General features: G+C 55.1%; 21 protein-coding genes and 1 pseudogene. 20 read left to right on the top strand and 2 right to left on the bottom strand.

The genetic code is table 11. The features are described 5' to 3' along the window. Nucleotides 1-31 precede the first annotated feature (31 nt). The 14 genes and pseudogenes from AC2FI8_RS21715 (at nucleotide 32) to AC2FI8_RS21650 (ending at nucleotide 16,268) form a co-directional block, all read left to right on the top strand. Nucleotides 32-1,627, top strand: coding sequence for a GMC family oxidoreductase (locus AC2FI8_RS21715; RefSeq protein WP_496780923.1), 1,596 nt, complete (start codon nucleotides 32-34; stop codon nucleotides 1,625-1,627). 785 nt (nucleotides 1,628-2,412) lie between these two features. Continuing rightward, the gene (locus AC2FI8_RS21710) at nucleotides 2,413-3,282 is read left to right on the top strand and encodes an AfsR/SARP family transcriptional regulator (RefSeq protein ID WP_496780922.1); all 870 of its coding nucleotides are present in this window, start codon (nucleotides 2,413-2,415) and stop codon (nucleotides 3,280-3,282) included. Between the two features lie 318 nt (nucleotides 3,283-3,600). Then, on the top strand, nucleotides 3,601-4,533 hold the full coding sequence (locus AC2FI8_RS21705; protein WP_496767331.1) for a hypothetical protein: 933 nt from the start codon (nucleotides 3,601-3,603) through the stop codon (nucleotides 4,531-4,533). Next, a complete protein-coding gene (locus tag AC2FI8_RS21700; RefSeq protein WP_496725934.1) occupies nucleotides 4,530-5,021 on the top strand; it encodes a hypothetical protein in 492 nt (163 codons plus the stop codon). The genes AC2FI8_RS21705 and AC2FI8_RS21700 overlap by 4 nt, the downstream gene beginning before the upstream one ends. Further along, nucleotides 5,018-5,833, top strand: coding sequence for a hypothetical protein (locus AC2FI8_RS21695; protein WP_496725933.1), 816 nt, complete (start codon nucleotides 5,018-5,020; stop codon nucleotides 5,831-5,833). The genes AC2FI8_RS21700 and AC2FI8_RS21695 overlap by 4 nt, the downstream gene beginning before the upstream one ends. A gap of 12 nt (nucleotides 5,834-5,845) precedes the next feature. Further along, a complete protein-coding gene (locus AC2FI8_RS21690) occupies nucleotides 5,846-6,247 on the top strand; it encodes a hypothetical protein (RefSeq protein ID WP_496767340.1) in 402 nt (133 codons plus the stop codon). 66 nt (nucleotides 6,248-6,313) lie between these two features. Continuing rightward, nucleotides 6,314-6,931 (top strand): helix-hairpin-helix domain-containing protein, encoded by a 618-nt coding sequence (locus AC2FI8_RS21685; protein ID WP_496780921.1) that lies wholly within the window; start codon nucleotides 6,314-6,316, stop codon nucleotides 6,929-6,931. 2 nt (nucleotides 6,932-6,933) lie between these two features. After that, nucleotides 6,934-8,694, top strand: coding sequence for a S8 family serine peptidase (locus tag AC2FI8_RS21680; protein ID WP_496780920.1), 1,761 nt, complete (start codon nucleotides 6,934-6,936; stop codon nucleotides 8,692-8,694). Between the two features lie 101 nt (nucleotides 8,695-8,795). Beyond that, entirely contained in the window at nucleotides 8,796-10,031 is a 1,236-nt protein-coding gene (locus AC2FI8_RS21675; protein ID WP_496780919.1) for a tyrosinase family protein, read from the top strand. 29 nt (nucleotides 10,032-10,060) lie between these two features. Continuing rightward, nucleotides 10,061-10,150, top strand: a pseudogene (locus tag AC2FI8_RS21670) (IS5/IS1182 family transposase); the annotation flags it as partial. A 728-nt stretch (nucleotides 10,151-10,878) separates the two neighbouring features. Further along, nucleotides 10,879-11,628: a Tll0287-like domain-containing protein gene (locus AC2FI8_RS21665; protein WP_496780918.1), complete on the top strand. Its 750-nt coding sequence runs from the start codon at nucleotides 10,879-10,881 to the stop codon at nucleotides 11,626-11,628. 14 nt (nucleotides 11,629-11,642) lie between these two features. Continuing rightward, a complete protein-coding gene (locus tag AC2FI8_RS21660; protein WP_496780917.1) occupies nucleotides 11,643-14,330 on the top strand; it encodes a response regulator in 2,688 nt (895 codons plus the stop codon). 18 nt (nucleotides 14,331-14,348) lie between these two features. Continuing rightward, nucleotides 14,349-14,714 (top strand): response regulator, encoded by a 366-nt coding sequence (locus AC2FI8_RS21655; RefSeq protein ID WP_496725926.1) that lies wholly within the window; start codon nucleotides 14,349-14,351, stop codon nucleotides 14,712-14,714. A 6-nt stretch (nucleotides 14,715-14,720) separates the two neighbouring features. Further along, on the top strand, nucleotides 14,721-16,268 hold the full coding sequence (locus tag AC2FI8_RS21650) for an adenylate/guanylate cyclase domain-containing protein (protein WP_496767350.1): 1,548 nt from the start codon (nucleotides 14,721-14,723) through the stop codon (nucleotides 16,266-16,268). A 609-nt stretch (nucleotides 16,269-16,877) separates the two neighbouring features. On the opposite strand, the gene AC2FI8_RS21645 is transcribed toward AC2FI8_RS21650, so the two are convergent. Further along, nucleotides 16,878-17,780, bottom strand: coding sequence for a LysR family transcriptional regulator (locus tag AC2FI8_RS21645; protein ID WP_496725924.1), 903 nt, complete (start codon nucleotides 17,778-17,780; stop codon nucleotides 16,878-16,880). Between the two features lie 122 nt (nucleotides 17,781-17,902). Between AC2FI8_RS21645 and cuyA the strand changes: the two genes are divergently transcribed. Then, nucleotides 17,903-18,916: a D-cysteate sulfo-lyase gene (cuyA, locus tag AC2FI8_RS21640; RefSeq protein WP_496780916.1), complete on the top strand. Its 1,014-nt coding sequence runs from the start codon at nucleotides 17,903-17,905 to the stop codon at nucleotides 18,914-18,916. Nucleotides 18,917-18,919: 3 nt separating this feature from the next. Next, complete coding sequence (cuyB, locus tag AC2FI8_RS21635; RefSeq protein WP_496725922.1) at nucleotides 18,920-19,636, top strand: cysteate racemase; 717 nt, start codon at nucleotides 18,920-18,922, stop codon at nucleotides 19,634-19,636. 143 nt (nucleotides 19,637-19,779) lie between these two features. On the opposite strand, the gene AC2FI8_RS21630 is transcribed toward cuyB, so the two are convergent. After that, nucleotides 19,780-20,664, bottom strand: a complete 885-nt coding sequence (locus AC2FI8_RS21630; RefSeq protein WP_496780915.1) for a LysR family transcriptional regulator — start codon at nucleotides 20,662-20,664, stop codon at nucleotides 19,780-19,782. Between the two features lie 267 nt (nucleotides 20,665-20,931). Between AC2FI8_RS21630 and AC2FI8_RS21625 the strand changes: the two genes are divergently transcribed. The 4 genes from AC2FI8_RS21625 to AC2FI8_RS21610 all read left to right on the top strand — a co-directional run bounded on the left by AC2FI8_RS21625 (nucleotide 20,932) and on the right by AC2FI8_RS21610 (nucleotide 25,321). Continuing rightward, complete coding sequence (locus tag AC2FI8_RS21625) at nucleotides 20,932-21,897, top strand: ABC transporter substrate-binding protein (RefSeq protein WP_496780914.1); 966 nt, start codon at nucleotides 20,932-20,934, stop codon at nucleotides 21,895-21,897. A gap of 96 nt (nucleotides 21,898-21,993) precedes the next feature. Next, on the top strand, nucleotides 21,994-23,058 hold the full coding sequence (locus AC2FI8_RS21620; protein ID WP_496738984.1) for a quaternary amine ABC transporter ATP-binding protein: 1,065 nt from the start codon (nucleotides 21,994-21,996) through the stop codon (nucleotides 23,056-23,058). After that, a complete protein-coding gene (locus AC2FI8_RS21615; RefSeq protein WP_496767366.1) occupies nucleotides 23,055-24,605 on the top strand; it encodes an ABC transporter permease subunit in 1,551 nt (516 codons plus the stop codon). Before AC2FI8_RS21620 ends, AC2FI8_RS21615 begins: the two co-directional genes overlap by 4 nt. After that, nucleotides 24,602-25,321 (top strand): alpha/beta fold hydrolase, encoded by a 720-nt coding sequence (locus AC2FI8_RS21610; RefSeq protein WP_496725917.1) that lies wholly within the window; start codon nucleotides 24,602-24,604, stop codon nucleotides 25,319-25,321. The genes AC2FI8_RS21615 and AC2FI8_RS21610 overlap by 4 nt, the downstream gene beginning before the upstream one ends. The last annotated feature ends 266 nt before the right edge of the window (nucleotides 25,322-25,587 follow it).

Genomic DNA, 25,587 nt, shown 5'->3' with positions numbered 1-25,587 from the left:
TTTTTTTCAGTTACCTTGGGAGGAGACCGTCATGGAGGTGGATTATGCAGTCGTCGGAGCAGGCTCTTCGGGCTGTGTCATTGCCAATCGGCTAAGCGCTGACCCCAGCACAACAGTGGCATTGTTGGAAGCTGGCGGACCTGACACCAACCCGTGGATTCACATACCGGTTGGATACTTCAAAACCATGCATAACCCCTCATTGGATTGGTGTTACCGCACTGAACCAGATCCAGGTTTGAATGGACGCTCGATTGATTGGCCGCGCGGAAAGGTTCTTGGGGGATCATCCTCGTTGAACGGGCTTTTATATGTTCGCGGTCAGAAAGAGGACTACGACCGCTGGCGTCAGATGGGCAACGTTGGCTGGGGATGGGATGACGTCTTGCCTCTGTTCAAACGCAGCGAGGATCAGGAACGCGGCGAAGACGCGTTTCACGGTACGGGCGGCCCGCTGTCGGTATCCAACATGCGCATTCAGCGACCAATCTGTGACGCCTGGGTTGCCGCCGCCCAAGAGGCGGGTTACCCGTTTAATCCTGACTACAACGGGGCCGATCAGGAAGGCGTTGGCTACTTTCAACTGACCACTCGTAATGGTCGTCGTTGCAGTGCCGCCGTTGCATACCTCAAACCGATCAGGAACAGGCCGAACCTGAACATCATTACCCGAGCATTGGTGACCAAGGTCGAACTGGACGGAAAAAAAGCAACCGGACTTCTTTATCGCGACCGGTCGGGTGAAGTGAAGTCGATCAAAGTGCGCCGCGAAATCATCTTGTCCGGTGGTGCCATCAACTCACCTCAGATTTTGATGTTGTCAGGCATCGGAGACCCGGATCACTTGAAGGCCAACGGCATTGAACCCGTTCATTCGCTGCCCGGCGTCGGCAAAGGGCTGCAGGATCACTTGCAGGCACGCCTGGTCTTCAAATGCAACGAGCCAACGCTGAATGATGAAGTGCGCAGCCTGTTCAATCAGGCACGGATCGCGCTGAAATACGCGCTATTCCGGGCCGGACCTATGACAATGGCGGCCAGCCTTGCCACAGGATTTCTGAAAACCCGCCCCGAAGTTCAGACTCCTGACATTCAATTCCACGTTCAACCCTGGTCTGCCGACAGCCCCGGAGAGGGCGTGCACCCGTTTTCTGCCTTCACAATGTCCGTCTGTCAGCTCAGGCCGGAAAGCCGCGGAGAACTGCGTCTGGATGGCCCCGATCCGGCCAGTTACGTCAAGATCATTCCAAACTATTTGTCGACGGAAACTGATTGCAGAACGATCGTCGACGGCGTGAACATCGCGCGGGACATCGCCCGGCATAATCCACTGGCTTCTAAGATTTCAGAAGAGTTCCGGCCAACCTCTGATCTGTCCCGCGATGACTACAAAGGCACTTTGGATTGGGCGCGCTCGAATTCCGTCTCGATCTATCACCCGACAGGAACCTGCGCGATGGGTACCTCGGAAAGCTCTGTTGTGGATCCAAACCTGAAGGTCAAAGGAATCGAAAATCTGCGCGTTGCCGACTGTTCAATCATGCCGGAAATCGTCAGCGGCAATACCAATGCGCCAGCGATTATGATCGGAGAAAAAGCCAGTGAGTTGCTAAGCGCAAACAAGTGAGTTTTGGGCACTACGTATCGTTATGCCGGTCCGACATAGGTAAGTTCCGCAAGTTGGGACACGTCGCAGAAATCGGCCCAAACACGCACGTTGATCGGGGTACAACGAAAGTCTGCCTTGAATCGTTTAGCTATACGGATCAAAAAGCGGCTTACTTGTTATACAGAAATACAGAGATGGCATTGAGAATGCCAAGGTCGGCCTTTTGACCAATATGGTTGGAAAGTTAGTCACGCTGTACTGCTCAAGATCGACGACAATGGGTAATGGCTGTCTGCAACCGGCTGAGACTTATTTCTTTGGGTCGCGACCGTAGGAAAAGAGCGCGGTTGGAATGTAACAGTTTTTAAAACGAAAGCTGGTGAAACCGAATTGCGGAATTTCGAGTTTCCTTAACAAGATCAGTATCTGAAATGAGTGAGTTATCGCTGAAGTCAGATTGCAAAATTGATATCGCACAAACTTTACGGTAGGGATGACTACAATAATTGAATGAGGTCTGCAGGTGTCGGGAACCCATCCATCTCCGACTGGTCTCATAAAAAAATTTCCAACAGTCCGGACTATCGAGGGCTGAGGCTTCCGTAAACGTTGCACTTATTTTGACGACGATCCGCAAACATCGTTCAGCTTTGCTTTACTTGGTTTTTTGAAGCCCAGTTCCCAACCAGCATCAGATTGAGTGCCGGAACCAATGGGACATTTGACCTTTGGATATGGCTTCGCTCTCACCGGTTTTTCGCCTCGTTGATAGGTCCGGAGGCAATAAGAAGTAGAGTATTGTCATGTCTGGCATGGTTCGTGTTCTCGGCCGCGTAGAGATACAAGCTCAAGGTGGTGAAAACCTACCAATTACCAGTATCCGCTCGAAAGAGCTGATTGCGGCCTTGGGGAACCGCCCGGGGCATCCGGTTGAGCGCCGTCAGGTAATGTCCTGGATCTGGCCTGACAAGGATCCAGACAAAGCACGGCGCGCGTTGAACACCGAGGTCTGGCGCCTGAAGAAAGTAGTGGAAACGGCAGGTAGTGACCCTTCTGCGCTTATTGATTCAACACCTCGAACACTGACTTTGCGCAATGATGCCGGCTATATCGTTGATATCGACATGCTGGCCCAGGGCGGGAACACTGCGCTTGAGAGTCTTCTTGCAGGTGAAATCCAGATCGGGCGTTTTGCAGAAGGGGTGGAAGCTGAGTGGGTAGAAGAGTTGCGCCACGAGACGCAGGCGCGGATATTCAGGTTTCTGAAAAAGACGATCGAGGCCGCGTTGGAAACCAATCGACTGGCAGAGGCTCGATGGGTCGCAGAGAAGTTCCAGCGCGACAATCCCTATGACGAGGCCGCGACGCGCTGGCTGATGAAGATTGACATGATGTCTGGCCAGAATGGCAACGCGATCCAGCATTTCAACATACTCAAAACCGTTCTGAGCGATGAGCTTGGTGTCGTCCCGTCACCGGATACGGTGGCTTTGGCGCAAAAGCTTCAATCGGCAGATCTACCGGTGCCCAGGCCAGGTTTCAGGTTTGAGCCGGCAACTGATCCGCGTATCAGAGCGGCCTTGCGGCGCGTTGATGCGCTCCACGGGTTGGTGAGCGAGTTACGGCTAGAGTTGTCAGCGTTGACAGACGAGTTAGACCGCCTGGACGAGTGAAACTGCCCTGGCATACTTTCCAAACCTCTTTTGCTGCGAGATATCGACCCCCACTCACAAATTAAACAACGTCGTCTCGAAGTCGCCAGTGTTGAGGCGATGCAGGCCAGTCCCGAAAAGGCTGATCTGCCTGCTCTGAATGCCTGTGCCAGCGGCCGTGTCCTTTTTTCCGCCCAGCTCCTTCGCTCCCACTGAGGTTTTTTCCCAAACCTCCTTTTGTGATCGTTTGCTTGATTGCGTCGTGATTGGCCTGTGATTGCGCCATGCAATGTCTGGGCAGAACGGCAAACGCTGCGCAAGAGAGCAAGGGTGATCAACATGTCCCGCGATGCACGAAACCGGTTTTGGAATGCACCGGCTGAAGACGATTTTGAAGACTTCTTTGACGAAGAGTTCGCGCCAGAGTTTATCGATGCTGATAGCGCGTTCCCGGAGGAAATGGAAAGCGACGCCGAGTGGGGCGCGATTTTCGACGCAGGCTTCTCGCCGGAAGATGTCGCGCGCGAGGCTTTTGCCGAGATTGCTGATGCCGACGACACCGAGGTCAACGAGTTTCTTTTTCAGATGACCGAAGGCATGAGCCCCGAAGAACTGGAGAGCTTTTGGCGGGGTCTGGCCCGGTTCGGGCGCAAGGCGCTCAAGGTTGCGGCACCAGTCGTACGCACCGTCGCCCCGGTGGTTGGCACAGCGATCGGCGGCCCGATCGGCGGTGCTGTTGGTGGATTGCTTGGTCAGGGCGTAGGCGCACTTGCCGGGCAGCTCGGATCGCGTGGGCGGTCCAGACGTGGGCGCAGACGGCCTTCGCGGCGTGGGCGTTCGGTGATGACGCGCAGACCTGCGCGTGGTCGAGTCCGTCGCGCACGTCCCAGAAGACGCGGACGCCGCAGAGCAGGGTTGGCATCGATCGGTCAGCAGGCAGGAGCCATTCTACGAAATCCACAGATTCAGTCGATTTTGGCGGGCCTCATTGGCGGGCGCTCGCGCGAAGTCGTAGGCCGTTCGGGCGAGACGATGTCTGGACCCGTTGCAATCGCAGGGCTTATTGAAGGGTTGACCGAGGCGCTAAGCGAAGCAGAAGCCGCTGGAATCGACCTTGATGATTTTTCCGCAGATTTCGAAGCGGAGGATTTCGAAAGCGCTGCAGATGCATTTGCGCTTTTGGTGGAAATGATTGGAATTGACGAGGACGCCGGCGAGCGTGCCGGCCCCTGCCCCGAGACCGGTGAAGCCATTTGCCGGTGCAACACATGACCGCGCTCAACGAAATACTGCTAAAGGCGCTGACGAGTTCGGGTGAGATCGACCAGGCAGAGATTCTGGCGCATCTCACCGGGGCTGCTCAGGCAGAACAGCCTCACGAAACGCCTGCAGCTATTGATCTTGATGCTTGGCGCGAAGAGGCTGCCCGATCCGAGAAGGTGATCGAAAGCATGAGTGCACAGCTCGACATGCTGGCCTGTGCCTTAGGCGCGTGCCCGTCATGTTGGGGCGACAGCGAAGACTGCGAAGACTGTGGCGGGCAAGGTGCCGGAAGCCCCGGCACATTCCTACCCGACCCTGATTGTTTCAGGGCTTTGATTGTCCCGGTTCTCGAAGTGATGGTGGACCAAGGAAACCGTCGCCGCCGTCCCAGACGGCGTGCGAGGCGGCGTCCTTCGCCTCACGTCTCCGACAAGGTGGCGCATCCATTGACCATAGACGCCACGGTCATTCAACAGAAGGAAAGGTCTGACCCATGAGCTCATCAGGATTGATGGAACAGGACGATCTTTTGCGATTTGCGCTCGCTCAGAGCCAAGTCGCGGAGTTCGACGACGATGATGATGAAGATTTCGACGATGATGACGAAATGTTCGAGTTCGACGACGACGATGATGAAGATTTCGACGACGATGACGAAATGTTCGAGTTCGACGACGACGATGATGAAGACACCGACATGCTGGACATGGCTGATGACTTCGAAAGCGACGGCGAGGACTTTCCTGAACGCCGTCGCCGCCGTCGCCGCCGCCGTCGCTCCTTCCGTCGCCCGCGATTTCGCAGGTTCAGCCGCCGGCGTCGCATGGGCAAGGTCAAGGGGTCACGCTCGACCACAATGCGTGGGCGAAATGGCCGCCGCATGCGGGTGCGCTTTGGCAAGAGCTTTGCCACATCGGCAGAGGTAAACAAGCTGATCGCTTCTACCAACAAACGGTTTGCAGCCGCCATGAAGGAGCGAAAGGCGAACCACAACGCTCTATCCAAGCGAATAGCGTCTGCCACGAAGAACTTAGACGGCAAGGTTTCGTCGCTGCGCAAGTCGGTCAAGACGCTTGAGCGGCAAGCCCAGACTTCCAGCCTCTTGGGGCTGTTAGGTGGTGCACCAAAGGCCGAAAAGATCAAGCTTTCGGGTGCAGCGGCAGGGGCTCTTGCTGGTCAGGAGATCGATGCCGAGATCACGTTCAAGAAGCAGGACATCCTGTTGCCGATCCTGGCTTCCGGCGCGTTTGGCAAGTCAGGCGGCGGGGATGACACGCTGATGTACGCCCTTCTCTTGGGCCGGAACTAAGGGGGTGAACAAATGCGACAGAAAGCACTACTGAATATCGTAGCCACACGCGATCTGATCCCGGATCTAACGACCGAGGCATTTCTGGCCTCCCGTGATGGGGTGCTCGGTGTCATGGGGCTCCAGCGTATCGCAGAAAGCCACGCCGAAGTGACCAAGGCGCGCGACACCGCCCTTGGAGAGGCTTCCAAATGGTACAAGGCATTGGAGAATGGCGTGAGGCTGCTTGAGCAGATGCCCGGTGGCACAGCGGTCACACCAGCTCAGGTAGATGCGCTTGTTCAGCGGCTCGCTGAAACAGTGGCGCTGGATCCCGACAAACGGCCTGACGGTGTTGGAGATCCAGACGACGACGATCCTCAAAACCCACCTGCTGGTGGCCCCGGAGATTTATCCAATCCCGATCCTGATTGATTATCAAATGCTTTCAGACAGGGCGGCGCTGTCGCCCTGTCTTTCTTTTACGCAGGAGGACCGGCCATGTGCGGGTGTCAGTTGATACGTCTGGAGGATGTTAAACCGGTTGCACGGCACAAGCCCCTGAAACCTCGTGACTTCGGCGGGCCTTTGAAATCGTCGCCGCCAGTGCCCAAACCGCTTCCAAAAGGTCGGTTCTTTAGCTCGGGAAAATTGCCCAGGCCGCGCGCGACAATCGAGGCCGTGGCCACCGCTTTTCGTGCGCGAGAGGCCTTCGCGCGGGTGATGCAGCTTTTTCGTCAGGACAAGATCGAAAACGATGATGTTGACCAGGTGGCCCGCGCCATTTTGGCGGTGCCCGAGATGAGCCGCGACGAGATTGCAAAGACTCTTGGTGTTTCGGTCGATCAGATCGAAGAACTAAGCGCGGGCCTGAAAGCCCACGAGACAGCACTTCATGACGCATTAAAGAGTTTGCGAGCGTCAGAGAATCAGTTGACGACGATTAAAGGGATAGGCCCGAAAATTGCCAAACGGCTTCAGGAACAAGGCGTCAAAGATTTGCGCCATCTCGCAGGCATGGACGATGCCGCTGTCGAGGCATTGGATCGGGATATCGATGCGCCCACTCAGGCCAAAAGTTGGCGCAACGAAGCGCAGCAGATCCTCGAGAAACCCTAGCCATGGACCCGGCGCTGCGTGAACTTCTGGGCAGCGGGCGGCGGCGCGACAGCGTCGAGGCGATCCTCCGCCTGCACCCTGGCGCCAAAGTGCCTGAGAAATGGGTCATACCAGTGACTCGGTTCGGCGACATTCTGACGGTTCGGCTCAGGCGTGGCGATATTTTCCAAGTTTGGTCGCACCCATCGGTAAAATCACTAAAAGCAGCGCGTGTCTTTGGGCAAAGTCGAGAGACACCTCCAACGCCAGAGGTGTTTTCGCGTACACGCGCACCTACCCGTCAGGCCCACCCGCGCCACCGTGGGCAAGGCGTTGTGCTTGGAGTGATCGATTGGGGGTTTGATATTGCTCATCCGGCCTTTCGAGACGCCGCAGGTCAAAGTCGGGTACTGGCATTGTGGGATCAACGTGAACCGTCGCGCGGCGTGCAGCCGAAGCCATACGGATACGGTCGCGTCATTACCCGGCGAGAGATCGACCGAGCACTTACAACGTCTCGGCCCTATGAACGCCTTGACTACCATCCCGGTGACGCGGATCGGGGGCGGGGCGCGCATGGAACGCACGTTGCGGATATTGCTGGCGGTTCGCCGCGTTCAGATGGTGAAGGCGGATTGGCCCCAGAGGCTGATCTGGTGTTCGTACATCTCTCGGCGGCGCGTCTGGGCGGGCTTTCAGATCTTGGAAATTCTGCGCGGATCATCGAAGCGGTGGATTTCATTCGTCGTTTGAGCCGGGGGAGAGGTTGCGTCATTAACATGAGCCTCGGTCGACAGGGAGGAGCAAAGAACGGCACCAGCCTGGTGGAACGCGCACTTGATGCCTTTGTCACTGAGCGGGACGATGCAGTTATTGTGCAATCTGCAGGCAATTATTTCCTGGCCAATTGTCATGCCGCAGGAGTGCTGCCTCCGGGTCATATGCGCCGGATCGGGTGGGATATTTCCCGTCACGACCCAACCGACAATGAGATGGAGATTTTTTACTCGGCGCGCGACCGGATGCGTGTAAGTCTGCGGCCGCCAGGACAAGAGGCGATTACGGTCCCCTTGGGTGATACACGCAGCCTTCGCGATGTATTTGGGCGTGAAATTGCGCGGGTTTATCATCGCGCGCTTGAGCCGAACTCGGGTGATCATCACTGCGATATTTTTGTCTACGCGAACGCGCCTGGCGGGCGCTGGACAGTGGAAATCAGCGCGGATGTCGTAACCGACGGGCGCTATGACGTCTGGATCGAGCGGGACGGCTCTGGTCCGCGCCGTCAGTCCCGATTGGCCCCCGGCGAAGCTGATCAGACCTGCACCATCGGGTCGATCGCTTCGGGCTACCACTCAATCGTGGTCGGCGCAGCGCAGCAAGGCCGGGTAGGCGCTCGACCTGCGCGTTTTGCCTCGGCTGGTCCCACCCGCGATGGCCGGACAAAGCCGGACGTTGTGGCACCTGGTGTGGCGGTGCGGGCCGCCCGAAATACACCGCTTGGCGAATCCCACCCGCGACCACGTCATACCCATATGTCTGGCGCAAGCCAGGCTGCCCCGTTTGTCGCGGGTCTTTTGGCAGCCTGTTTATCGGCTGCTGGCCCGGGGCAAGGCATTCACGATTTACGCAGAATGATCATTGGTACCGCCCGCCCGCAAGCGGCGCACAAGCTGGTTGACCGTCTGCGTCTGGGTGCAGGTCTGGTCGATCCGCAAACCGCGCTTCGTGTTGCTGAGCACAGTTCCTCACACCCCATAAGAGACAGAGGATTGGTACGATGAAATATGACGGAAGTTCATTCGGACATCGCAGACGCACCTATCGGCGCGGACGAATGCGAACTGCCGAGGCCGGTGGCCATGCTCATCATGGGGGGCACTCCATGACCTTTTGGGTTGATCCCAATCTTATGCGAGACAGGCCAGCGGAAGTGCGGGGATTTGAAGAATCCGGGCCACGCCAATTTACCCATTCGCGATTCAGAAACGATAGCTTTCTGGCCCAGATCCTGAATGGCCGACGTACCATGCGGCGCGGGGCACGAGGCGCGTCTGTTCGCAAGGTGCAACAAGCGCTGATCGATCTTGGATTCCAACTTAGGTTCGGCGCAGATGGTGATTTCGGACGCGAAACAGATCGAACTGTCCGAGCTTTCCAGACAAATGTCAGAGCGCACAATTCCAGCTTCCTTGTCGATGGAATCGTGGGCGAGAATACCATTGCGGCCCTTGATGCCGCAATCAATCGCTTGCGGTTGCGAAAGGATGTCACCGCGCTGACCGCGACGGAGCAGGCCGCACTTGTTGGAGCGCTTCAAGCGCTGAATGCTGCGGATGAACGCAGGCAGTTCGTCGTTGACCATGCAAGGAGGGCTATCCATGGAAACGCAGGGTTCCTGCCCTGGCACAGGCAGTTCATCCTGAATTTTGAAAGCCGTCTGCGCCGCCATGATGACCGCGTGTCGCTGCCTTACTGGGACTGGTTCACTGACCCGGGGCAACGCGGAGGTGTGCGTATGTGGAACCGCGCGATGGAGCGCATATTGGGTGGCGATGGAGATCGGACCAGACCGGGGAATCGCCGCATCGGCTTTCCTGTCGTGTCAGGACCAATTGGGAGTGGATGGTCAAGCTTCACTGCGACTGGATCAGTCGATGAACCTTTTCTGCGAAGGGTATTTGGGGAACATCGCGGACGACCAAGCGGAGGCGTAACCCGCACCCGTGTGATGCGGGAAAGAGTGTACGACGTGACGCCATTCGACTCGAGCGACCGGCGCGGCTTTCGGCATGTTCTTGAATTTGGCCCGCATGGTGCCGGACATATGTGGACCGGTGGACAAATGGCCGATATCACGCTGTCGCCAAATGACCCGGCGTTCTTCTTCCATCACTGCATGGTGGACAAAGTCTGGGCGGACTGGCAAGCGGGGAAACCGGCGGCTGCGGGCTATTTACCCAATACTCCTGTGGGTTCGGTGCCGGGGCGGAACACTTCTATGGAGGTGTTTGAAACCAATCGGCCAAGCCCTGGCAGCGTGACGCCTGCAGCGACACTGGATCTCACCAACCAAAGCGATAATCTGGGAAATACAGGGCTCTTGGTTCGGTACGTGTGAAAGCCGCATTGAGTTCTTGGATTATGTATTGGAGGCGAATGGCAACCCGCTATGCCCGGTGCACCAAAACCTTCTTTTCTGCTATCGCTCTCGCGGCAACCGTCATCTATTGGGCATGACGATTGATCGTAGTACGTCGAATGTGTCTTGAGTTCAGGATGCTGCACCGTGGGCCAACGTTCGACATGGAAACAAAAGCATGGGTCCAAGCCTCCAGTTGAACCTTGCCGCCTCTTCGGACACGCCCCACAGCTTTGTTATGACCGCTTATTCGTCAGCGTGGGGATGCAGAGTGCCTTTACCCCCTTGAGATCAGGCCTGAAAGCGATGCAGAGCGATTTAGCTTTTTTGATTTCGTTGCATTTTCAGTGACCGATGAAATGTTTGCTCAACATTGCGATCATGAAGATTCTGAGGGTGATTGGCTTCAAATCTTTTCGAAGTCGTTCTTCATAACATTTGTGGAACGAAGTACTAAAGCGACGCCAGAATTCCCCGGCAAATTGACACACTATCAGATCAATACACTTGATCACACGATTAACATCACAACATCACACGATTAACAGCACAACGCCCTACTTTCCTAAAATTCTCAAATCTGCACATTGAAGCAAGGTAAGTTCGGACCCGGTGCAGACTTTCACCAAACTTCGCTCACCATCTGATTTGCGGACAAAGTTGTTTGGCTTACCAGCGGCGCGTTTACCAGATCGACCGTCGCCCATTACAATCCAATTTTGGCTGTACAAATCCTGGCGGGCCGAATTCCTAGGACAGTTTGGAGTTTTTTTGCTAACCTAGCTTATTGTCACTGCACTTGGCTTTGCGTGGGGGCGCTGGTCTATTGAAAAAACCAATTTTTACGGCAGCGGTCATTTTGAGTACATTTTGTCCGCTTAGTTCAGATGATGTAGCGGCGCAAACCGCAGAAGAAGTTGAGACGGGCAACCGACTAGCAGCGGTATTGCGAGCCGGTAGAAGTGTCGTGTCGAACAGTCAGGACCTAATCAACAATCCGGATGTCACGGACAAAGGGCTGTCCGGTGAAGTGTTTTACGAGAAAGTTATTGAGGCCTACTCGGAGGCTAACGGTGAACCACCGCTGCATGATGGGCTGGACCCACTAGAGCGTAAACTTACAGAAACGCAGCTGGACGCTATGGTCACGGTAATCGACGCAAACCAAGAGATAATAAATGCCGAGGGAGTGGCATTTAAAGGATTTATTCCAGCCGTATTTGCGCGGCTGGTAAATGAACAGTTCGCAGATGAAATTGGCACGTCTGCTGTGGTAAAGGTAACGGCACCCTCGGAACTTGTCCGCAATCGCATGGCCCGTCCGGATTCTTGGGAAAACGCGGTCATCGAGGAAAAGTTCAAGGACTCCTCTTGGGCCGAAGGGCAGCCATTTTTCGAAGAAACTGACGTTTCAGGAACACCCGCTTTCCGTATGCTGATCCCCGAATACTACTCTGAGTCCTGTCTTTCATGCCACGGATCGCCAGCGGGTGAAACGGATGTGACCGGTTTCCCAAAGGAAGGTGGGCAACTTGGGGATCTGGCAGGTGCAATCAGCATAACCCTTTTTAGATGAAACAAGATTCTGGTTTGAGTAACAATTGGAAGTGGGTGTCCGAAAACACTATTCCGGTGCGCATTGGGTCACTGTCAGCGCTATTGTTAATCGCTTTGGTCGTGAGCACCATTGTGATGGTCTACGATCTGGCGCGTAACCAAGCCCGCATACAAGACGCAAATACTGAGTTTCACCGGCTGGAAATAGCTGGCCAGGCCGACCGTCATTTTGGCGAGATGAGGTATTGGCTGACGGATCTTTCTGTCAGTTTATTGACCCTTTCGGAGCGGCGCGCGAACGAAGCAAGGACGATGCTCAATAGCAGCCTCGAACAGCTCGCCGCTTTTGCACCAGAGTCCGCAGCCAGTGTACAAGAGCAGGCAAACTCCTATTACGAAACTTCTATGCAAGCAGCCGATGCTTACACAGATGGTAACCGGGTGCTGGGAAACACTCTACTGGCACAGGCCCGAGTGGCCAGTGATGCCGTCGACAAGACGTTGACGCAATTGGTCGATGACCTATCTGACAGCGCCGACCGAACCAGAAATGAAGCAACGGTTGCCGCCAAGGCTGCGATGAACCGAGCGATCATTGCGTGTGTCGTCATTGTGATATTGGGAGCGCTTCTTACGTGGCGCGCTCTGAGGTCGATCGTTGTGCCGCTGCATGCAATCAACATCGCGATTTCAGGACTGATCCGGGGTGAACGGGATGTTACTCTGCCGCCCGAAGGCCCTGATGAGCTGGGCCGGATGTCCCAAGCGCTAAGAGCGCTTCGCGACAGCCAGGACAAACGGCGCGAACTAGAAGAAGAAGCGCGAGCGCAGCGCAATACAATCCTGACAGCTATTGAAACAATTCCAGATGGATTTGCGCTGTTCGACAACGAAAACGAGCTCATACTCTTCAATGACCGGTTCCGCAGCATTTTCGCACATGTGGACGACATACTTGTGCCGGGCACGCGGTTCGAGGACATCTTGCGCCTACAACTGGAACGAAAATCGGTTGATACCAATGGAGTGCCTGACGAAGAGTGGATTAGCAGTCGGCTTGCACGACATCGCAGGCCTGACGGGGATCGCCAAGAAGTCTTGCTGGGTGGCGCATGGATTCAGGTGTCGAAACGTCAGACACCCGACGGGGGCACGGTCGCTGTTTACAGCGATATTTCTGACCTTAAGTCCAAACAGGAACAACTTGAAGAAGCCAACGCGCAGGCGATCGCGGCCAGTTCAGCCAAAAGCCAGTTCCTGGCTTCCATGAGCCACGAGTTGCGTACGCCGTTGAACGCAATCATCGGCTATAGCGAAATGCTGTCCGAAGATGCGCAGGATATGGGGTTCGAGACAGCGACCGATGATCTGGAGAAGATCATGGCATCCGGGCGACATCTGCTCTCGCTCATCAATGACGTTCTTGATCTGTCCAAGATCGAAGCGGGCAAAATGGAAATGTACCCGGAACGCTTCGCACTGCGGCCCTTGTTGGACGAAGTCGCGTCGACGGTGGTTCCCTTGGTGAGCAAGAACAGAAATGAACTGGTTCTCTCTTGTGATCTCGCAGACACTGACGAGATCGAAACTGATAAAACCAAGCTCCGGCAGAACCTTTTCAACCTGTTGTCCAACGCGGCGAAGTTCACCGAAGGTGGTAAGATTGAGCTTCTCGTCTCTAAACTCCGGAAAAATGATACAGATTTCTTTCGATTTGCGGTGCGAGATCAAGGTATCGGAATGACGCCGCAGCAACGCGACAAGCTGTTCCAAGCGTTCGTGCAAGCTGATCAGTCTACTACGCGGAATTTCGGAGGCACAGGGCTAGGGCTCGCCATTGCGCAGGAATTTACGCGTATGATGGGCGGGCATATTACTGTCGATAGCAAAGAGGGTGTTGGATCGACCTTCTCTTTCGAAATCCCAGCCCGCTACGATACCATTTCTACGTCGACTAACGAATACAGCGAAACGTCACCGGACACTGCTTTGGGCCGCGTTCTGATAGTGGATGATGAAGAAGACGCACGGAACGCGGTGGCAAAAATCGTGCGCGAGGAAGGGTATGATGTCTTGCTGGCATCGAACGCAGCGGCGGGCATGGAAATCGCGCGCTCGCAAAAGCCTGACGTCATTCTTCTGGATGTTATTATGCCCGAACGCGACGGCTGGTCTATGTTGAAAGAACTCAAGGCAGACTCGAAGCTGTGCGAGACACCCGTCGTCCTAGCCACAATTGTCGCGGATCGCGACATGGGCCTTGCCTTCGGAGCGATCGAACACCTAATTAAACCAATTGATCCAGCGCGGCTGATCGCAACGTTGGATGCTATCGCCTCCGGACGCGACAAGGACGTGCTGATCGTTGACGACGATATGTCAACGCGAAACCTGTTTCGCCGCATCCTAACGCGCAACGGATGGACGGTACGCGAGGCGGCAGACGGTCACGGCGCGCTCAGCCAATTGAAATCCAAAAGACCGACACTGATGGTATTGGACATTATGATGCCGAATGTGGACGGTTTCGATGTTCTCAAAACGGTTCGCACAACTGATGAGCTTGCAGATTTGCCGGTTATCGTAGCCACGTCCAAGGACCTGACGCGGGACGAACTGGATTGGTTGAAAGCCCATTCAGATGAGGTCATCCGCAAAGGAGATACCGGTCGAGGTGATCTGATTGCGGCACTGAAACGCCAGTTACAAGATTATTCATAAGTCGGAAAGATTAAGGCGATGGCAAAGATACTTATTGTGGAAGACAACGATATGAACCTCGATATGCTGTCGCGCCGGCTGCAGAGAAAAGGCTACGAAACCGTATCTGCCCGCGATGGTCAGGCCGGCGTTGAACAAGCCCTATCGGATAAACCGGATCTGATTTTAATGGACATGAGCCTGCCCGTAATCGACGGGTGGGAGGCGACCAGACAGATAAAAGCAAACCCAGATACAAACGCTATCCCAGTTGTCGCTTTGACCGCCCATGCGATGCAGAGTGATCGTGACAAGGCCATGGATGCCGGTTGCGACGAATTCTATACCAAACCGATCGAACTGCCCGGGTTGCTGGAAATTATTGAAAAACTGCTGGACGGGTAGCGCGGCATGGTTTCAGAGACCCGAAAAGACAAGTTGGCATTAGCCACCCGCATTTCCCAGAACCTCAATGGGCCGTCAGAAGCGATTGTTGGGTTTCATAATCTGCTGATCGAGGAAGTACGCAGATCAGGACCAGAGGCTGCGCTAGAGGATTTGCAAAAGATTGGCGCCGCCGCCAGCAACCTTGTTCAGTTGGTCGAACTGTTAGGGAAAAGTGCGCACCAAGTCACCGCCGACAAAGACGCGCAGGCAAAATTACGGCATGATTTACGCTCTCCGATCAATGCGATCATTGGGTATTCGGAAATGGTTCTGGATGATTTCGAGGCAGATCTGAAGCCTTCCGCTTGCAGCGACATAAACGCGATCCTGAGCGAAGCGCGCAAGCTGGCGCTACAGATCGACAGCACCATCAGTGATGCAGACATTCAGAATAACGCTGAGGACAGTGACCGGGATCAGGAAATTGCGGCCAACCTTGAACGCAGCCTTGCGAACTCTGATGCCGGTCGCGAAGCCCTGACCGGACGTATCTTGGTGATTGATGACGAGGCGGCCAATCGGGAAATCCTGACCAGGTTACTAGAGCGCAGAGGGCATAGTGTGCGGTCCGTCGGCTCGGCCAGGGAAACTTTTGAGGCACTAAACCGCGAGGGATTCGACCTTGTTCTGTTGGATATTCTTATGCCAGAGGTGAATGGCATCGATGTCCTCGAAAATATGAAAAAAGATTCGTCTTGGCGCGAAATACCCGTAGTCATGGTTTCCGGTCTTAACGAGACCGACGCAATCGCCAAGTGCATTAGTGTCGGCGCCGAGGACTATTTGCCAAAACCTATCGACCCAGTGTTGCTGCATGCGCGCGTCGATGCCTGCATGGAACGCAGCCGCTGGCGCGCTAAGGAATTGGCGCTCGCAAATGAGATAAAATACGAACGTGACAGGGCAGACAAATTGCTACACTCGATGCTGCCCGCGCCAGTTATCAAACGCCTAAACGATGGTGAGACGAACATCGCTGATCGCTTCGCTGGCGCAACCATAATATTCGCGGATATCGTAGAATTCACTCCGCTGGTTGCCCGCATGGACGCTGGTGACTTAATCCGGGAATTGTCAAAATTGTTTACTGCATTTGATGACCTGGCAACCCTGCACGGCATCGAAAAAATCAAGACAATTGGAGACGCCTATATGGCGGCATCGGGGATCCCCGTGCGACGCGAAGACCACGCGCTGGCGGCAGTAGGCTTTGCACGTGACATCCTAAGGAAGATGTCTGACAGCACAGTAAGCAGCGCGGGGCTGCAAATCCGCATAGGTGTCCATACCGGACCAGTCATTGCCGGTCTGATCGGGCGAAAACGGTCAATTTATGATGTATGGGGAGAAACCGTGAACCTTGCCAGCCGTCTCGAGGCCACAGGCAGGTCGGGGCACATCCACATCTCTGCCCAAACCAAAGATGCGCTGGGTGACCATTTGCCCAACGCGGAAGCGCAAACTCATTTTGTCAAAGGAGTGGGTGAGATAACATCCTACTTCGTATCCTAAGGCTTGTAATGCAGCATTGCGTCCTAATCGTTTCGGCGGTTTGATAGTTGAAAACGTCGAATTGGAACTTCGCCGTTCGGCCCAATTTGTGCTGCTAAAATGGGATGATTGCGGTCCAAAACCCTATGCTCAGTATCCACTGAATACCGTTAGGCTTCATTATCCCCGCTTCGAATTTCGAGCGGTGAACATGACTGATCCTGCGATCCGCCATACCCGCCCACAACGACAACCCGACAGTGACGCGAGACACTTTCACTGAATGCTTCCTCACCCCTGAGGCCCGCTTTGAGTCCAAACTAACGGCTTCTACGGTGTGAACGAATTGGCGCAAACCATTACGATTCAGACATTCAAACCTTTAGCCCTGGCCGGGAGAACACCCGCTGTTAAAATGATACAGTTCCATTTATTCGCCGCATTTCTGCGCGTCAGTTCAGGGCGCTCCAGGTACCCCAAGTTTTTGTACTTTTCAGCGATGTATTGCCATCCATTCACCCGAATTTTTCGACCTCTATTATCCGTTCTTATTAGTTCCATTTGTTGCGCCGACGATCCCGGTATTCTGACGTACATCTTGCGCAACGAAATTTTTCGTCTACTCGATCGTCAGTTTCCCACTGTCGGGAGTTGTAGATGTTGGGCAAGACGCTGCCATGCCCGTTCAGCATGCTCGGACTGCGCCTCGCGGAGACGTACCAGGCGAATGATCAGAAGTTGCGACGGTAAGACGTCGTCGATCCGCACCAACCGCCCTTGTGAAAGGTGTTCGACAATCAAGGAGTGCGGCAGCCAGGCAACCCCAATATCCGTTAGCACCAGTTGCAACACCGCCAGTGTCAGGGCGGTTTCGGCGACCATTGACACGGTGGTGTCCTTGGGCAGGCGCGGATTGATCATCCGGGCGAAAACCTGCCCCAAAAAGACCTCTGACGGGTAGCTAATCGTTGGCAGAACCGCTGAATTGGCCTTGTTGCGGCCGTTCGGCGTTGCGACCGGGATCAAAAGGTCCGTTCCAAGATCCACCGTTTCAAAGGCATTAACTGGTACGGGTGCATCATCACCCGGAAGCGCATACATGATCGCAAAATCGACCTCTCTGGAGATCAAATGCATCAGACATTCATCCTGGTTGCCCGAACGCACCCGTGTCAAAACGTTACCATCCGTACTTAACGCCAGAACCACCTGTGGCGACACTGTGGTGGTCAGCGCATGCTGGCAGACAAAACCCAGTGATTTCGAAGCCTGATCGCTTGCGGTCTGCATGGTTTGGCGCAATTTGTGCATTCTTGCACTGAGATCACGTAACTCGGGCTCAAGCGCCCGTACGCCGGGCAACAGGGTAACCGGTTTGCGGCGGCGATCAAACAGTGCCGCGCCTATGCTGTCTTCAATGAGCCGCACCCGGCGAGTAAAGGCCGACTGCGTCAGAAACCGTTTTTCTGCCGCACGCGCCAAGGAGCCGCCATCAAGCACAGCTAAGATATCGTCTATCCATTCAAGCCGCATGGAACACAGATAGAGCAACCCACAATAACTTGCAATTCTTGCAATATATGGTCGGTATTTCGCATTAGGAGCCGCAATTTTAGACGGATATGTTGAGGAAAGCCAAAATTAGGAGTCTTCTTATGCATCTCGCCCGCTTTCCCCGGCTGCATCTTGCCCATCTGCCCACACCGCTTGAGCCGATGAAACGGCTTTCCAAAGAGTTGGGTTGTGAAATCTGGATCAAACGCGACGATTGCACCGGCATGTCAACGGGCGGCAACAAGACCCGAAAGCTTGAATTCCTCATGGCCGAGGCCGAGAAACAGGGCGCCGACATGGTGATGACGCAAGGCGCGACCCAGACAAATCATGGCCGGCAGACCGCTGCTTTCGCGGCCAAACTGGGTTTTGATTGTCATATCCTACTCGAGGACAGGACTGGCTATCAGGACGGGAACTACAACACCAACGGCAACGTCCTGTTGGATCACCTGCATGGTGCCACAACCGAGAAGTTTCCCGGTGGTCACAACATGGTTGAAGAAATGCAGAAGGCCGCCGAGAAGAAGCGTGCCGAAGGACGCAACGTTTACGTTATCCCTGGCGGTGGCTCAAACCCGACTGGTGCGCTTGGTTACGTAAATGCAGCCTTCGAACTTTTGTCTCAGGCTAATGAGCGGGGTCTTCGGATTGATCGGCTTGTACATGCGACAGGGTCTTCAGGCACTCAGGCCGGGCTGGTGACGGGCATGTGCGCGATGAATTCCATGGTTCCTGTTCTGGGCATAGGCACGCGGGCACCGCAAGCCAAACAGGAACAGATGGTTTATGATCTTGCCTGCAAAACAGCAGAAAAGCTGGGCTGCGCCGGCATCGTCAAGCGTGAAGACGTGATGGCCAATACCGATTATGTTGGCGAAGGCTACGGGTTGCCGACGGAAAGCGGCATTGAGGCGATCCGGATGTTCGCCGAGTTGGAAGGCATACTGCTTGACCCCTGCTATTCGGCTAAGGGCGCAGCGGGCCTAATCGACCTTGCTCGCAAGGGAGAATTCAAGGATCAGCGGGTTGTATTCCTTCATACCGGTGGCGCGGCGGCCCTGGGCGGCTACGAATTTGCCTTCGACCACGCAAATCGCTGGGTTCATATCTAAGCCATGGGCGCGCTACGTCCTGTAGGCATACTTGGCGGCATGGGCCCCGAGGCGACAATCCTCCTCCAACGCAAGTTGGTGGAGGCCGTCCCGGCGCGGGATGACAACGACCACATTCCCCTTTTGATCGATATGAATCCGCAGGTCCCGTCGCGGATTGCCCACCTGATCGAGGGGACAGGCATTGATCCAGGGGACACTCTGGCAACTATGGCGCGTCGGCTTCAAACCGCCGGGGCCGAGGCTCTGGCGATGCCCTGTAACACTGCGCACCACTATGCCGGGGCAATCACAGAAGCAGTGGACATCCCCTTACTAAACATGGTCGAACTGGCGGCGGATCACGCCGCACAAAAGCTTGGAGCCGGAGGTTGTGTCGGCATGCTTGCCTCACCAGCGGTACGCCACACCCGACTTTTCGATACCGCTCTTTCAGAACGCGGGCTGTCTGTTGTCTGGCCTGCGAAAGACGATGCCCTGCTGGCGGCCATCCGTACGATCAAGGCCAAGGGTCCATGCACATGTGCCCGTGACTCGGTGTTCGCAGCTTCGAAAGATCTTGTCAGCGCCGGAGCGGACCTGCAAATCATCGCCTGCTCAGAATTTTCGCTTGTTTCCGACAGTGTCGCTTGGGATGCCAACGTCAGCGATACAGTCGACCTCTTGGTCCAGGCTATCATCGAGGCGGCAACGGCCGACAGCTCCAAAGACATTGGGTAGCGAACGAATGCCTGCTTGATTCCAACCGTTCACCGGGCGCCGAATTCGCCTGCGTCGAAGCTGCATGAGCGCGTCATGGGCTCAATGTTGAAATTCTCATCTCCGCTGCCCGCCGAAACAACAGCGCGTAATATGCAGTTCCGTTAAAGCAGGTCCCACAATTTGCGTGCGGTCGCATCAAAGGCGTCAGGGTTAGACAGGGCAGATATGGTTAAAGAGGTGCACCACGTATCGTCGCCAACCGGCACCAGTACTCCATCGGCAAGTTCGGTCGAAATCGCAGTTTCTGGCATCCAGGCAAATCCACTGCCTTTCAAAAGCCGCCGCTTGATCGTTTCGACCAATCCATCGACGTAGATCGTCTCGGCATTCAGCATTTGCCGTTCGACTGTGTTCTCAACCACCATTCCCAGAAACGATGATCGCTCATACGCCAGATGTGGAATGGGCGGGCCGTCTGTCTTGCCAAGATCCCATCCGTTGGCCCGGGCTGTTTCAGCGGCGGCGACAGGGACAAGGCGGTCTATTAGTAGGTCTTTTTTTTCGAATGCCGCCTCATCGATCAATGGCGAGACTGAATGGTGATAGTAGCACAGCAAAACGTCGACCGCCCCTTCAACAAGAAGCTCGCAGCAAGTGCTGAGGGAATCAGACACCACACGTGTGCGCAATTCGGGGATTTGCAGCTGCAATTCTTCAATTCGCGTTGCGAGATAATTGACCGAAATTGTGTGAAGTACCGAAAACCGGATGAACCGGCTGTCCCCGCGATCCGCATCCCGTAACAATTGACGGGTCTCGGACAGTTGTGAAATCGCGGCCAAGGCCACCGGCAAAAACTGTTCTCCGGCGTCGGTCAGACGCACAGGATAGGTGGCACGATTAACCAAAGGAAGTCCAACCCAGTTTTCCAAGGCTCTGATTCTTCGGCTGAAAGCCGATTGCGTGATGTTTCTCTCGTCCGACGCCCGGGTAAAATTCAGGGTTCGGGCAAGGCATTCAAAGTCACGGAGCCAATTCAAATCCATTGTGCGTCCCAGTCTGTCTGCTGTGGTTGACGAGTGTAATCATAACTATGCAATGTTGGAATAGTTTGATGAAATGTTCGAATTGGCCTGCGGAATTCGCTTTGCTCTAGACTTTCAAGCAGGAATCGAAGGCCCGGCCTTGCATCGGACCACTGTCCAACAGCCATGAGGAGGTAATTGCTTTCCGGTCAAAGCCATGAGTTGGAGGCACAAAGAGATCAAAAAACTGACGTCGGAACACGGCGCATCTCAACAGAGGAGACTACCATGAGAACCAAACTGAAAACACTGGGTCTGGCGGCTGCAGTCGGCGCGTTTGCGATGCCTGCTCTCGCCGCCGAAGAGGTCAAAATCGGCGTGCCCTCCTGGACTGGCGCACAGGCGATTGCTCATCTTCTGGGTGCTGTGGTTGAAACGCGCATCGGTGGTCAGGTTGAATACGTACCGGGCAACAACGCGACGATTTTCCAGGCGATGGATCAGGGCAAGGGAGACATTGATGTGCACCCCGATGTCTGGCTGCCGAACCAGGAAAGTTTCACCAAGAAATACGTTGACGAAGCGGGTACCGTAACCTTGTCGTCCAACCCCTATGAAGGAAACCAGGGCTTCTGCGTTTCGCAGGACTTCGGCAATAAGATGAACATCACCGATATTGCTGATCTGGGCCGCCCGGACGTCGCCTCAGCGATGGATAGCGATGGCAACGGCAAGGGTGAGATGTGGATTGGCGCCCCCGGTTGGGCTTCGGCCAATGTCAACGAGGTTAAGACCCGTGACTATGGCCTTCTTGATTTCATCGATCCGATCCGTGCCGAAGAAAGCGTCAAGACCGCGCGCATCAAGGACAGTATCGCCAAAGGCGAAGGTTATGCTTTCTACTGCTATAAACCGCACGCGGTTTGGTACATGTTCGACGTCCAGATGCTGACCGAGCCGACCTTTGATCCGGCCAAATACGTGATGGTACAGCCGTCGGATGACCCTGATTGGTACAGCAAATCCTCGGTTGCCACCAAGGACGCTCTGAAGAACGTTCAGATTGCATGGTCAAATTCGCTTGAAGATCGCTCGCCTGCGATTGCGGAATTCTTTGCCAACTTTGCTCTGACTGCTGATGACGTCAGCGGTTTCGCCTATGAAATCAGTGGCAATGGCCGTGATCCAGCCGAGGTTGCCCGTGAGTGGGTTGAAGCCAATCCCGACCGGGTCGACGCTTGGTTGGGCCTCTGATCCGGCGTCTGTTAGTCATGCCGACACCGTTGATACCATTCGGTGTCGGCTTCTTTCCCCTTTCGCTTTTGCCCCTCAAACTTTGAGATGTCTCGCATGTCCTCTGAACCTGCCGATACCGTTGTCGAAATTTCGAATGTCTGGAAGATTTTCGGCGCGAACCCTCAAGTCGCTTTGCAGGCGATCCGTGACCGAGGCCTCAGCAAGGCCGAGATTCTGGCAGAGTTAGGCGCGGTGGTTGGCGTCGCCGATGTCAGCTTGTCGGTGAACCGTGGCGAAATCTTTTGCATTATGGGGCTGTCGGGCAGTGGCAAATCCACGCTGGTCCGCCATTTCAACCGCCTTTTGGAGCCTACGGCAGGTAAAATCGAAATCGAGGGCACCGATGTCATGGCCCTTGGCCCGAAAGAGCTTCAGGAATTTCGTAACCGAAAGATCGGTATGGTGTTCCAGAACTTTGCCCTGATGCCGCACCGTTCGGTTTTGGACAATGTGGCGATGCCTCTGGAAATCCGTCAGATTGCCAAGAACGAGCGTATGCGACAGGCGGCAGCCATTCTCGATATCGTTGAGCTGGGCGCTTGGGGATCAAAATTTGCTCATGAATTATCAGGCGGCATGCAACAGCGTGTCGGCTTGGCCCGCGCCCTGGCAGCAAACCCAGATGTTCTATTGATGGACGAGCCATTTTCGGCTCTTGACCCTCTGATCCGGCGCCAGTTGCAGGACGAGTTTATTCGCCTGTCCAAAATTTTGAAAAAGACCACGATCTTCATCACCCATGATTTGGATGAAGCGGTTCGTATCGGTGACCGGATAGCAATCATGCGCGACGGCAAGATGGTGCAGATAGGCACCGCTGAAGATATCGTTATGAATCCCGCAGATGACTACGTTGCCGATTTTGTCGCCGGGATTTCGCGGCTTAAAGTCGTGCATGCCCACGCCGTAATGCAACCGCTTGAACAATATACCGCCGCCAACGGACCGGTTCACAGCGATGCTCCACGGGTCGAAGAAGGCGAAACCCTTAGCAATCTGATCAACATGGCGATTGACGACCAAAAACCCATACTCGTGCAGGACGGCGACAGGGACGTTGGCATCATCACACGCGCCGACTTGCTGCGCACCGTGATCGAAGGGACAGAAGTATCATGAGCGAGCTCAACGATCTTGGCGTCAACCCACTTGAAGACACAGAAAGCGAAGCTGCCCTTGCCTATGCCGAGGAACGCCGCGACAACATCCGTGCCTTTGTCCGCACCAGCCCGGATTACTATATACGGAATTTTGATAAGATCGGTGCCTCATCCCGCTTCACACCGACCTTCAACATTATGGCCGGATTATTCGGTCCTATCTGGTTCGGCGCGCGTGGATTGTGGAGCTGGGCGCTGCCGTTCCTGATCATTGAAACCCTGGGCTTTGTTCAGATCGCGCGTGGTTTGTTTGGGGAACTGGCCGCCGACGCCATGCAGCGTATAGCATCCATTGAAGGCACACTTGAGCTGCGCCGCAAACAGCTTGCCGCAGCAATCGAAAGCGGCTCGGACAAGATCGACGTCTATCAGCGCACGGTTGAATCCCTTGAACAAAACATCGGTGGCATTCGGGCCGAAGCCGATGCGCTTGCCGCCCAAGGCCCTATGATCGTTCTAACCGGGATCGTGATCTTGTTGCTGGTTAAAGCAGTGCAATCCATAGTGGCCAATTGGGCGCTTGAGGCGCGGTTTTCCGATTGGCTGTCGGATCGTTCGATCCGGTCGGCAATGCCAATCACTCATATTGTGTTTAGCGCGGTTTTCATGTTTCTGATCGTCACCGCCGCAATGCTGCACTACAGCTTTCCGGGCCGTTTTTCCCTGCTCAGCCATTTTCCCACCGATCCGGCAATTCGCCTGACCAGCATCCAAGGGGTCGAAGACTTCATCGCATGGTGTGTACGCAACAGCGAGGCGTTTTTCGACGGGTTGACCTTTGGCATTCGCGCGCTTCTTGACGCGCTTGAGGTCATCCTGGTTCAGACGCCGTGGATCGTGATTGCCAGCCTGATCGTGCTTTTGACATGGCTCACGGCAGGCATCCGCACGGCCATCTATTCAGGGGCTTTTCTGGCCTATATGGGGCTTTTGGGGTTTTGGGAGGGGGCGATGACAACGCTGGCCCTATTGGGTACGGCGGCCTGTCTGTCCATTGTCATAGGGATTCCCTTGGGCATGTTCGCCGCACGCCGCCCACGTTTTTACGCCTTTATCCAGCCGATCATGGATTTTATGCAGACTATGCCTGCCTTTGTCTTCATGGTCCCGGTAATCGCATTTTTTGGTGTCGGCAAACCGGCAGCGGTGGTTGTCACTATGATTTTTGGTGGCACCCCAGTAGTGCGTTTAACCGTCCTGGGCTTGCGGGGTGTGCCCGAAAGCGTGCGTGAGGCGGCAATCAGCTTTGGTGCTAACAAATGGTATCTGTTGACCAAGGTTGATCTTCCTCTGGCGTCCCCATCAATCCGCGCCGGGATCAATCAGACAATTATGCTGTCACTGGCAATGGTCGTCGTGGCTTCGTTGATCGGGGCCAAGGGATTGGGTGAAGATGTCCTAGAAGCATTGCAATATGCCAATGTCGGACAGGGTATACTCGCTGGCTTCTCGATCCTGTTCTGCGCTATGATCCTTGATCGTATCGTGCAGGGCGGGCGCAAATGACACCGGTCGTTTTTGTGCATGGCTTCATGGGCGGAAGCCGACAATGGCAGGGGCAGGCCGATTCAGCAGTCGGGCACGAGATCATCAGCTTAGATTTGCCGGGATTTGGCGAAAATGCTTGTTGGAAAGCGCTGGACAGTATTGGCGACTATGCTGAATGGGTCCTAGGCCAACTGAGCACGCGCGGCATCGGGCGTTTTAACCTGGTCGGCCATTCGATGGGCGGGATGGTCGTGCAAGAAATGGAGGCGCGCGCGCCAGAGAGAATAGGGCGATTAGTGCTCTACGGTACCGGCGCCACAGGAGTCCTTCCGGGCAGGTTCGAGACCATCGGTACATCCAAACGCCGCGCTCAATTGGACGGACCGCAGGCCACCGCCAGACGGATCGCAGCGACCTGGTTTCTAAATCGGGAATATGCCGATGGCTACAAAGACTGTGCCGCCATCGCCGAGCAATGCAGATTGCCGACCATGCTAAATGGGCTTGACGCGATGGAGAACTGGAGTGGTGTCAAGCACCTGGAGAACATCGAGGCCAGAACACTGGTAGTCTGGGGTGACCGTGATCGAACCTACTCATGGAGCCAGACCGAACAATTGTGGCAATCCATTCCCAACGCCAACCTTCTGGTTATGCCGGAATGCGCCCATGCTGCGCATCTGGAAAAGCCTTGGCTCTTTAACAGTGTATTAAAGGATTTCTTTTCGATCTGATGTGGTGTCGATATGGACGCTGTGTGTAATCAAGCTGTCATTGACGCAATCACGGCGAAAGTCTGTTTCGTCTGCATCGAGTGTTCGACCTTTCTGGCTGTTACGCCTGCAGCCAATGTTCGGTTTGACCGGCCGCAGCGCGTCGTGGGTTTGGTGTGGCAAAGGTATGAAAAGGGCCGCATGTTCAACAGTGTCCGTCTTCAGAGTTTTTCGGAGAGCTGAGGCGTTTTCGTAACGGAGGCTCTGGTTCGATTTCTGTTTGAGTT

The organism is Ruegeria sp. CDSB029 (assembly GCF_059611125.1).
Note: the sequence above shows the minus strand (reverse complement) of the source record. Positions and strands in the feature narration are given on the sequence as shown.

Excerpts from the sequence above, each read along its gene's own strand:
- AC2FI8_RS21705 (WP_496767331.1), top strand. The coding sequence starts at position 3,601 with ATGTCCCGCGATGCACGAAACCGGTTTTGGAATGCACCGGCTGAAGAC.
- AC2FI8_RS21700 (WP_496725934.1), top strand. The coding sequence starts at position 4,530 with ATGACCGCGCTCAACGAAATACTGCTAAAGGCGCTGACGAGTTCGGGT.
- AC2FI8_RS21675 (WP_496780919.1), top strand. The coding sequence starts at position 8,796 with ATGACCTTTTGGGTTGATCCCAATCTTATGCGAGACAGGCCAGCGGAA.
- AC2FI8_RS21710 (WP_496780922.1), top strand. The coding sequence starts at position 2,413 with ATGTCTGGCATGGTTCGTGTTCTCGGCCGCGTAGAGATACAAGCTCAA.
- AC2FI8_RS21655 (WP_496725926.1), top strand. The coding sequence starts at position 14,349 with ATGGCAAAGATACTTATTGTGGAAGACAACGATATGAACCTCGATATG.
- AC2FI8_RS21625 (WP_496780914.1), top strand. The coding sequence starts at position 20,932 with ATGAGAACCAAACTGAAAACACTGGGTCTGGCGGCTGCAGTCGGCGCG.
- AC2FI8_RS21610 (WP_496725917.1), top strand. The coding sequence starts at position 24,602 with ATGACACCGGTCGTTTTTGTGCATGGCTTCATGGGCGGAAGCCGACAA.
- cuyA (WP_496780916.1), top strand. The coding sequence starts at position 17,903 with ATGCATCTCGCCCGCTTTCCCCGGCTGCATCTTGCCCATCTGCCCACA.
- AC2FI8_RS21680 (WP_496780920.1), top strand. The coding sequence starts at position 6,934 with ATGGACCCGGCGCTGCGTGAACTTCTGGGCAGCGGGCGGCGGCGCGAC.
- AC2FI8_RS21695 (WP_496725933.1), top strand. The coding sequence starts at position 5,018 with ATGAGCTCATCAGGATTGATGGAACAGGACGATCTTTTGCGATTTGCG.
- AC2FI8_RS21690 (WP_496767340.1), top strand. The coding sequence starts at position 5,846 with ATGCGACAGAAAGCACTACTGAATATCGTAGCCACACGCGATCTGATC.
- AC2FI8_RS21715 (WP_496780923.1), top strand. The coding sequence starts at position 32 with ATGGAGGTGGATTATGCAGTCGTCGGAGCAGGCTCTTCGGGCTGTGTC.
- AC2FI8_RS21620 (WP_496738984.1), top strand. The coding sequence starts at position 21,994 with ATGTCCTCTGAACCTGCCGATACCGTTGTCGAAATTTCGAATGTCTGG.
- AC2FI8_RS21650 (WP_496767350.1), top strand. The coding sequence starts at position 14,721 with ATGGTTTCAGAGACCCGAAAAGACAAGTTGGCATTAGCCACCCGCATT.
- AC2FI8_RS21615 (WP_496767366.1), top strand. The coding sequence starts at position 23,055 with ATGAGCGAGCTCAACGATCTTGGCGTCAACCCACTTGAAGACACAGAA.
- AC2FI8_RS21685 (WP_496780921.1), top strand. The coding sequence starts at position 6,314 with ATGTGCGGGTGTCAGTTGATACGTCTGGAGGATGTTAAACCGGTTGCA.
- AC2FI8_RS21645 (WP_496725924.1), bottom strand. The coding sequence starts at position 17,780 with ATGCGGCTTGAATGGATAGACGATATCTTAGCTGTGCTTGATGGCGGC.
- cuyB (WP_496725922.1), top strand. The coding sequence starts at position 18,920 with ATGGGCGCGCTACGTCCTGTAGGCATACTTGGCGGCATGGGCCCCGAG.
- AC2FI8_RS21630 (WP_496780915.1), bottom strand. The coding sequence starts at position 20,664 with ATGGATTTGAATTGGCTCCGTGACTTTGAATGCCTTGCCCGAACCCTG.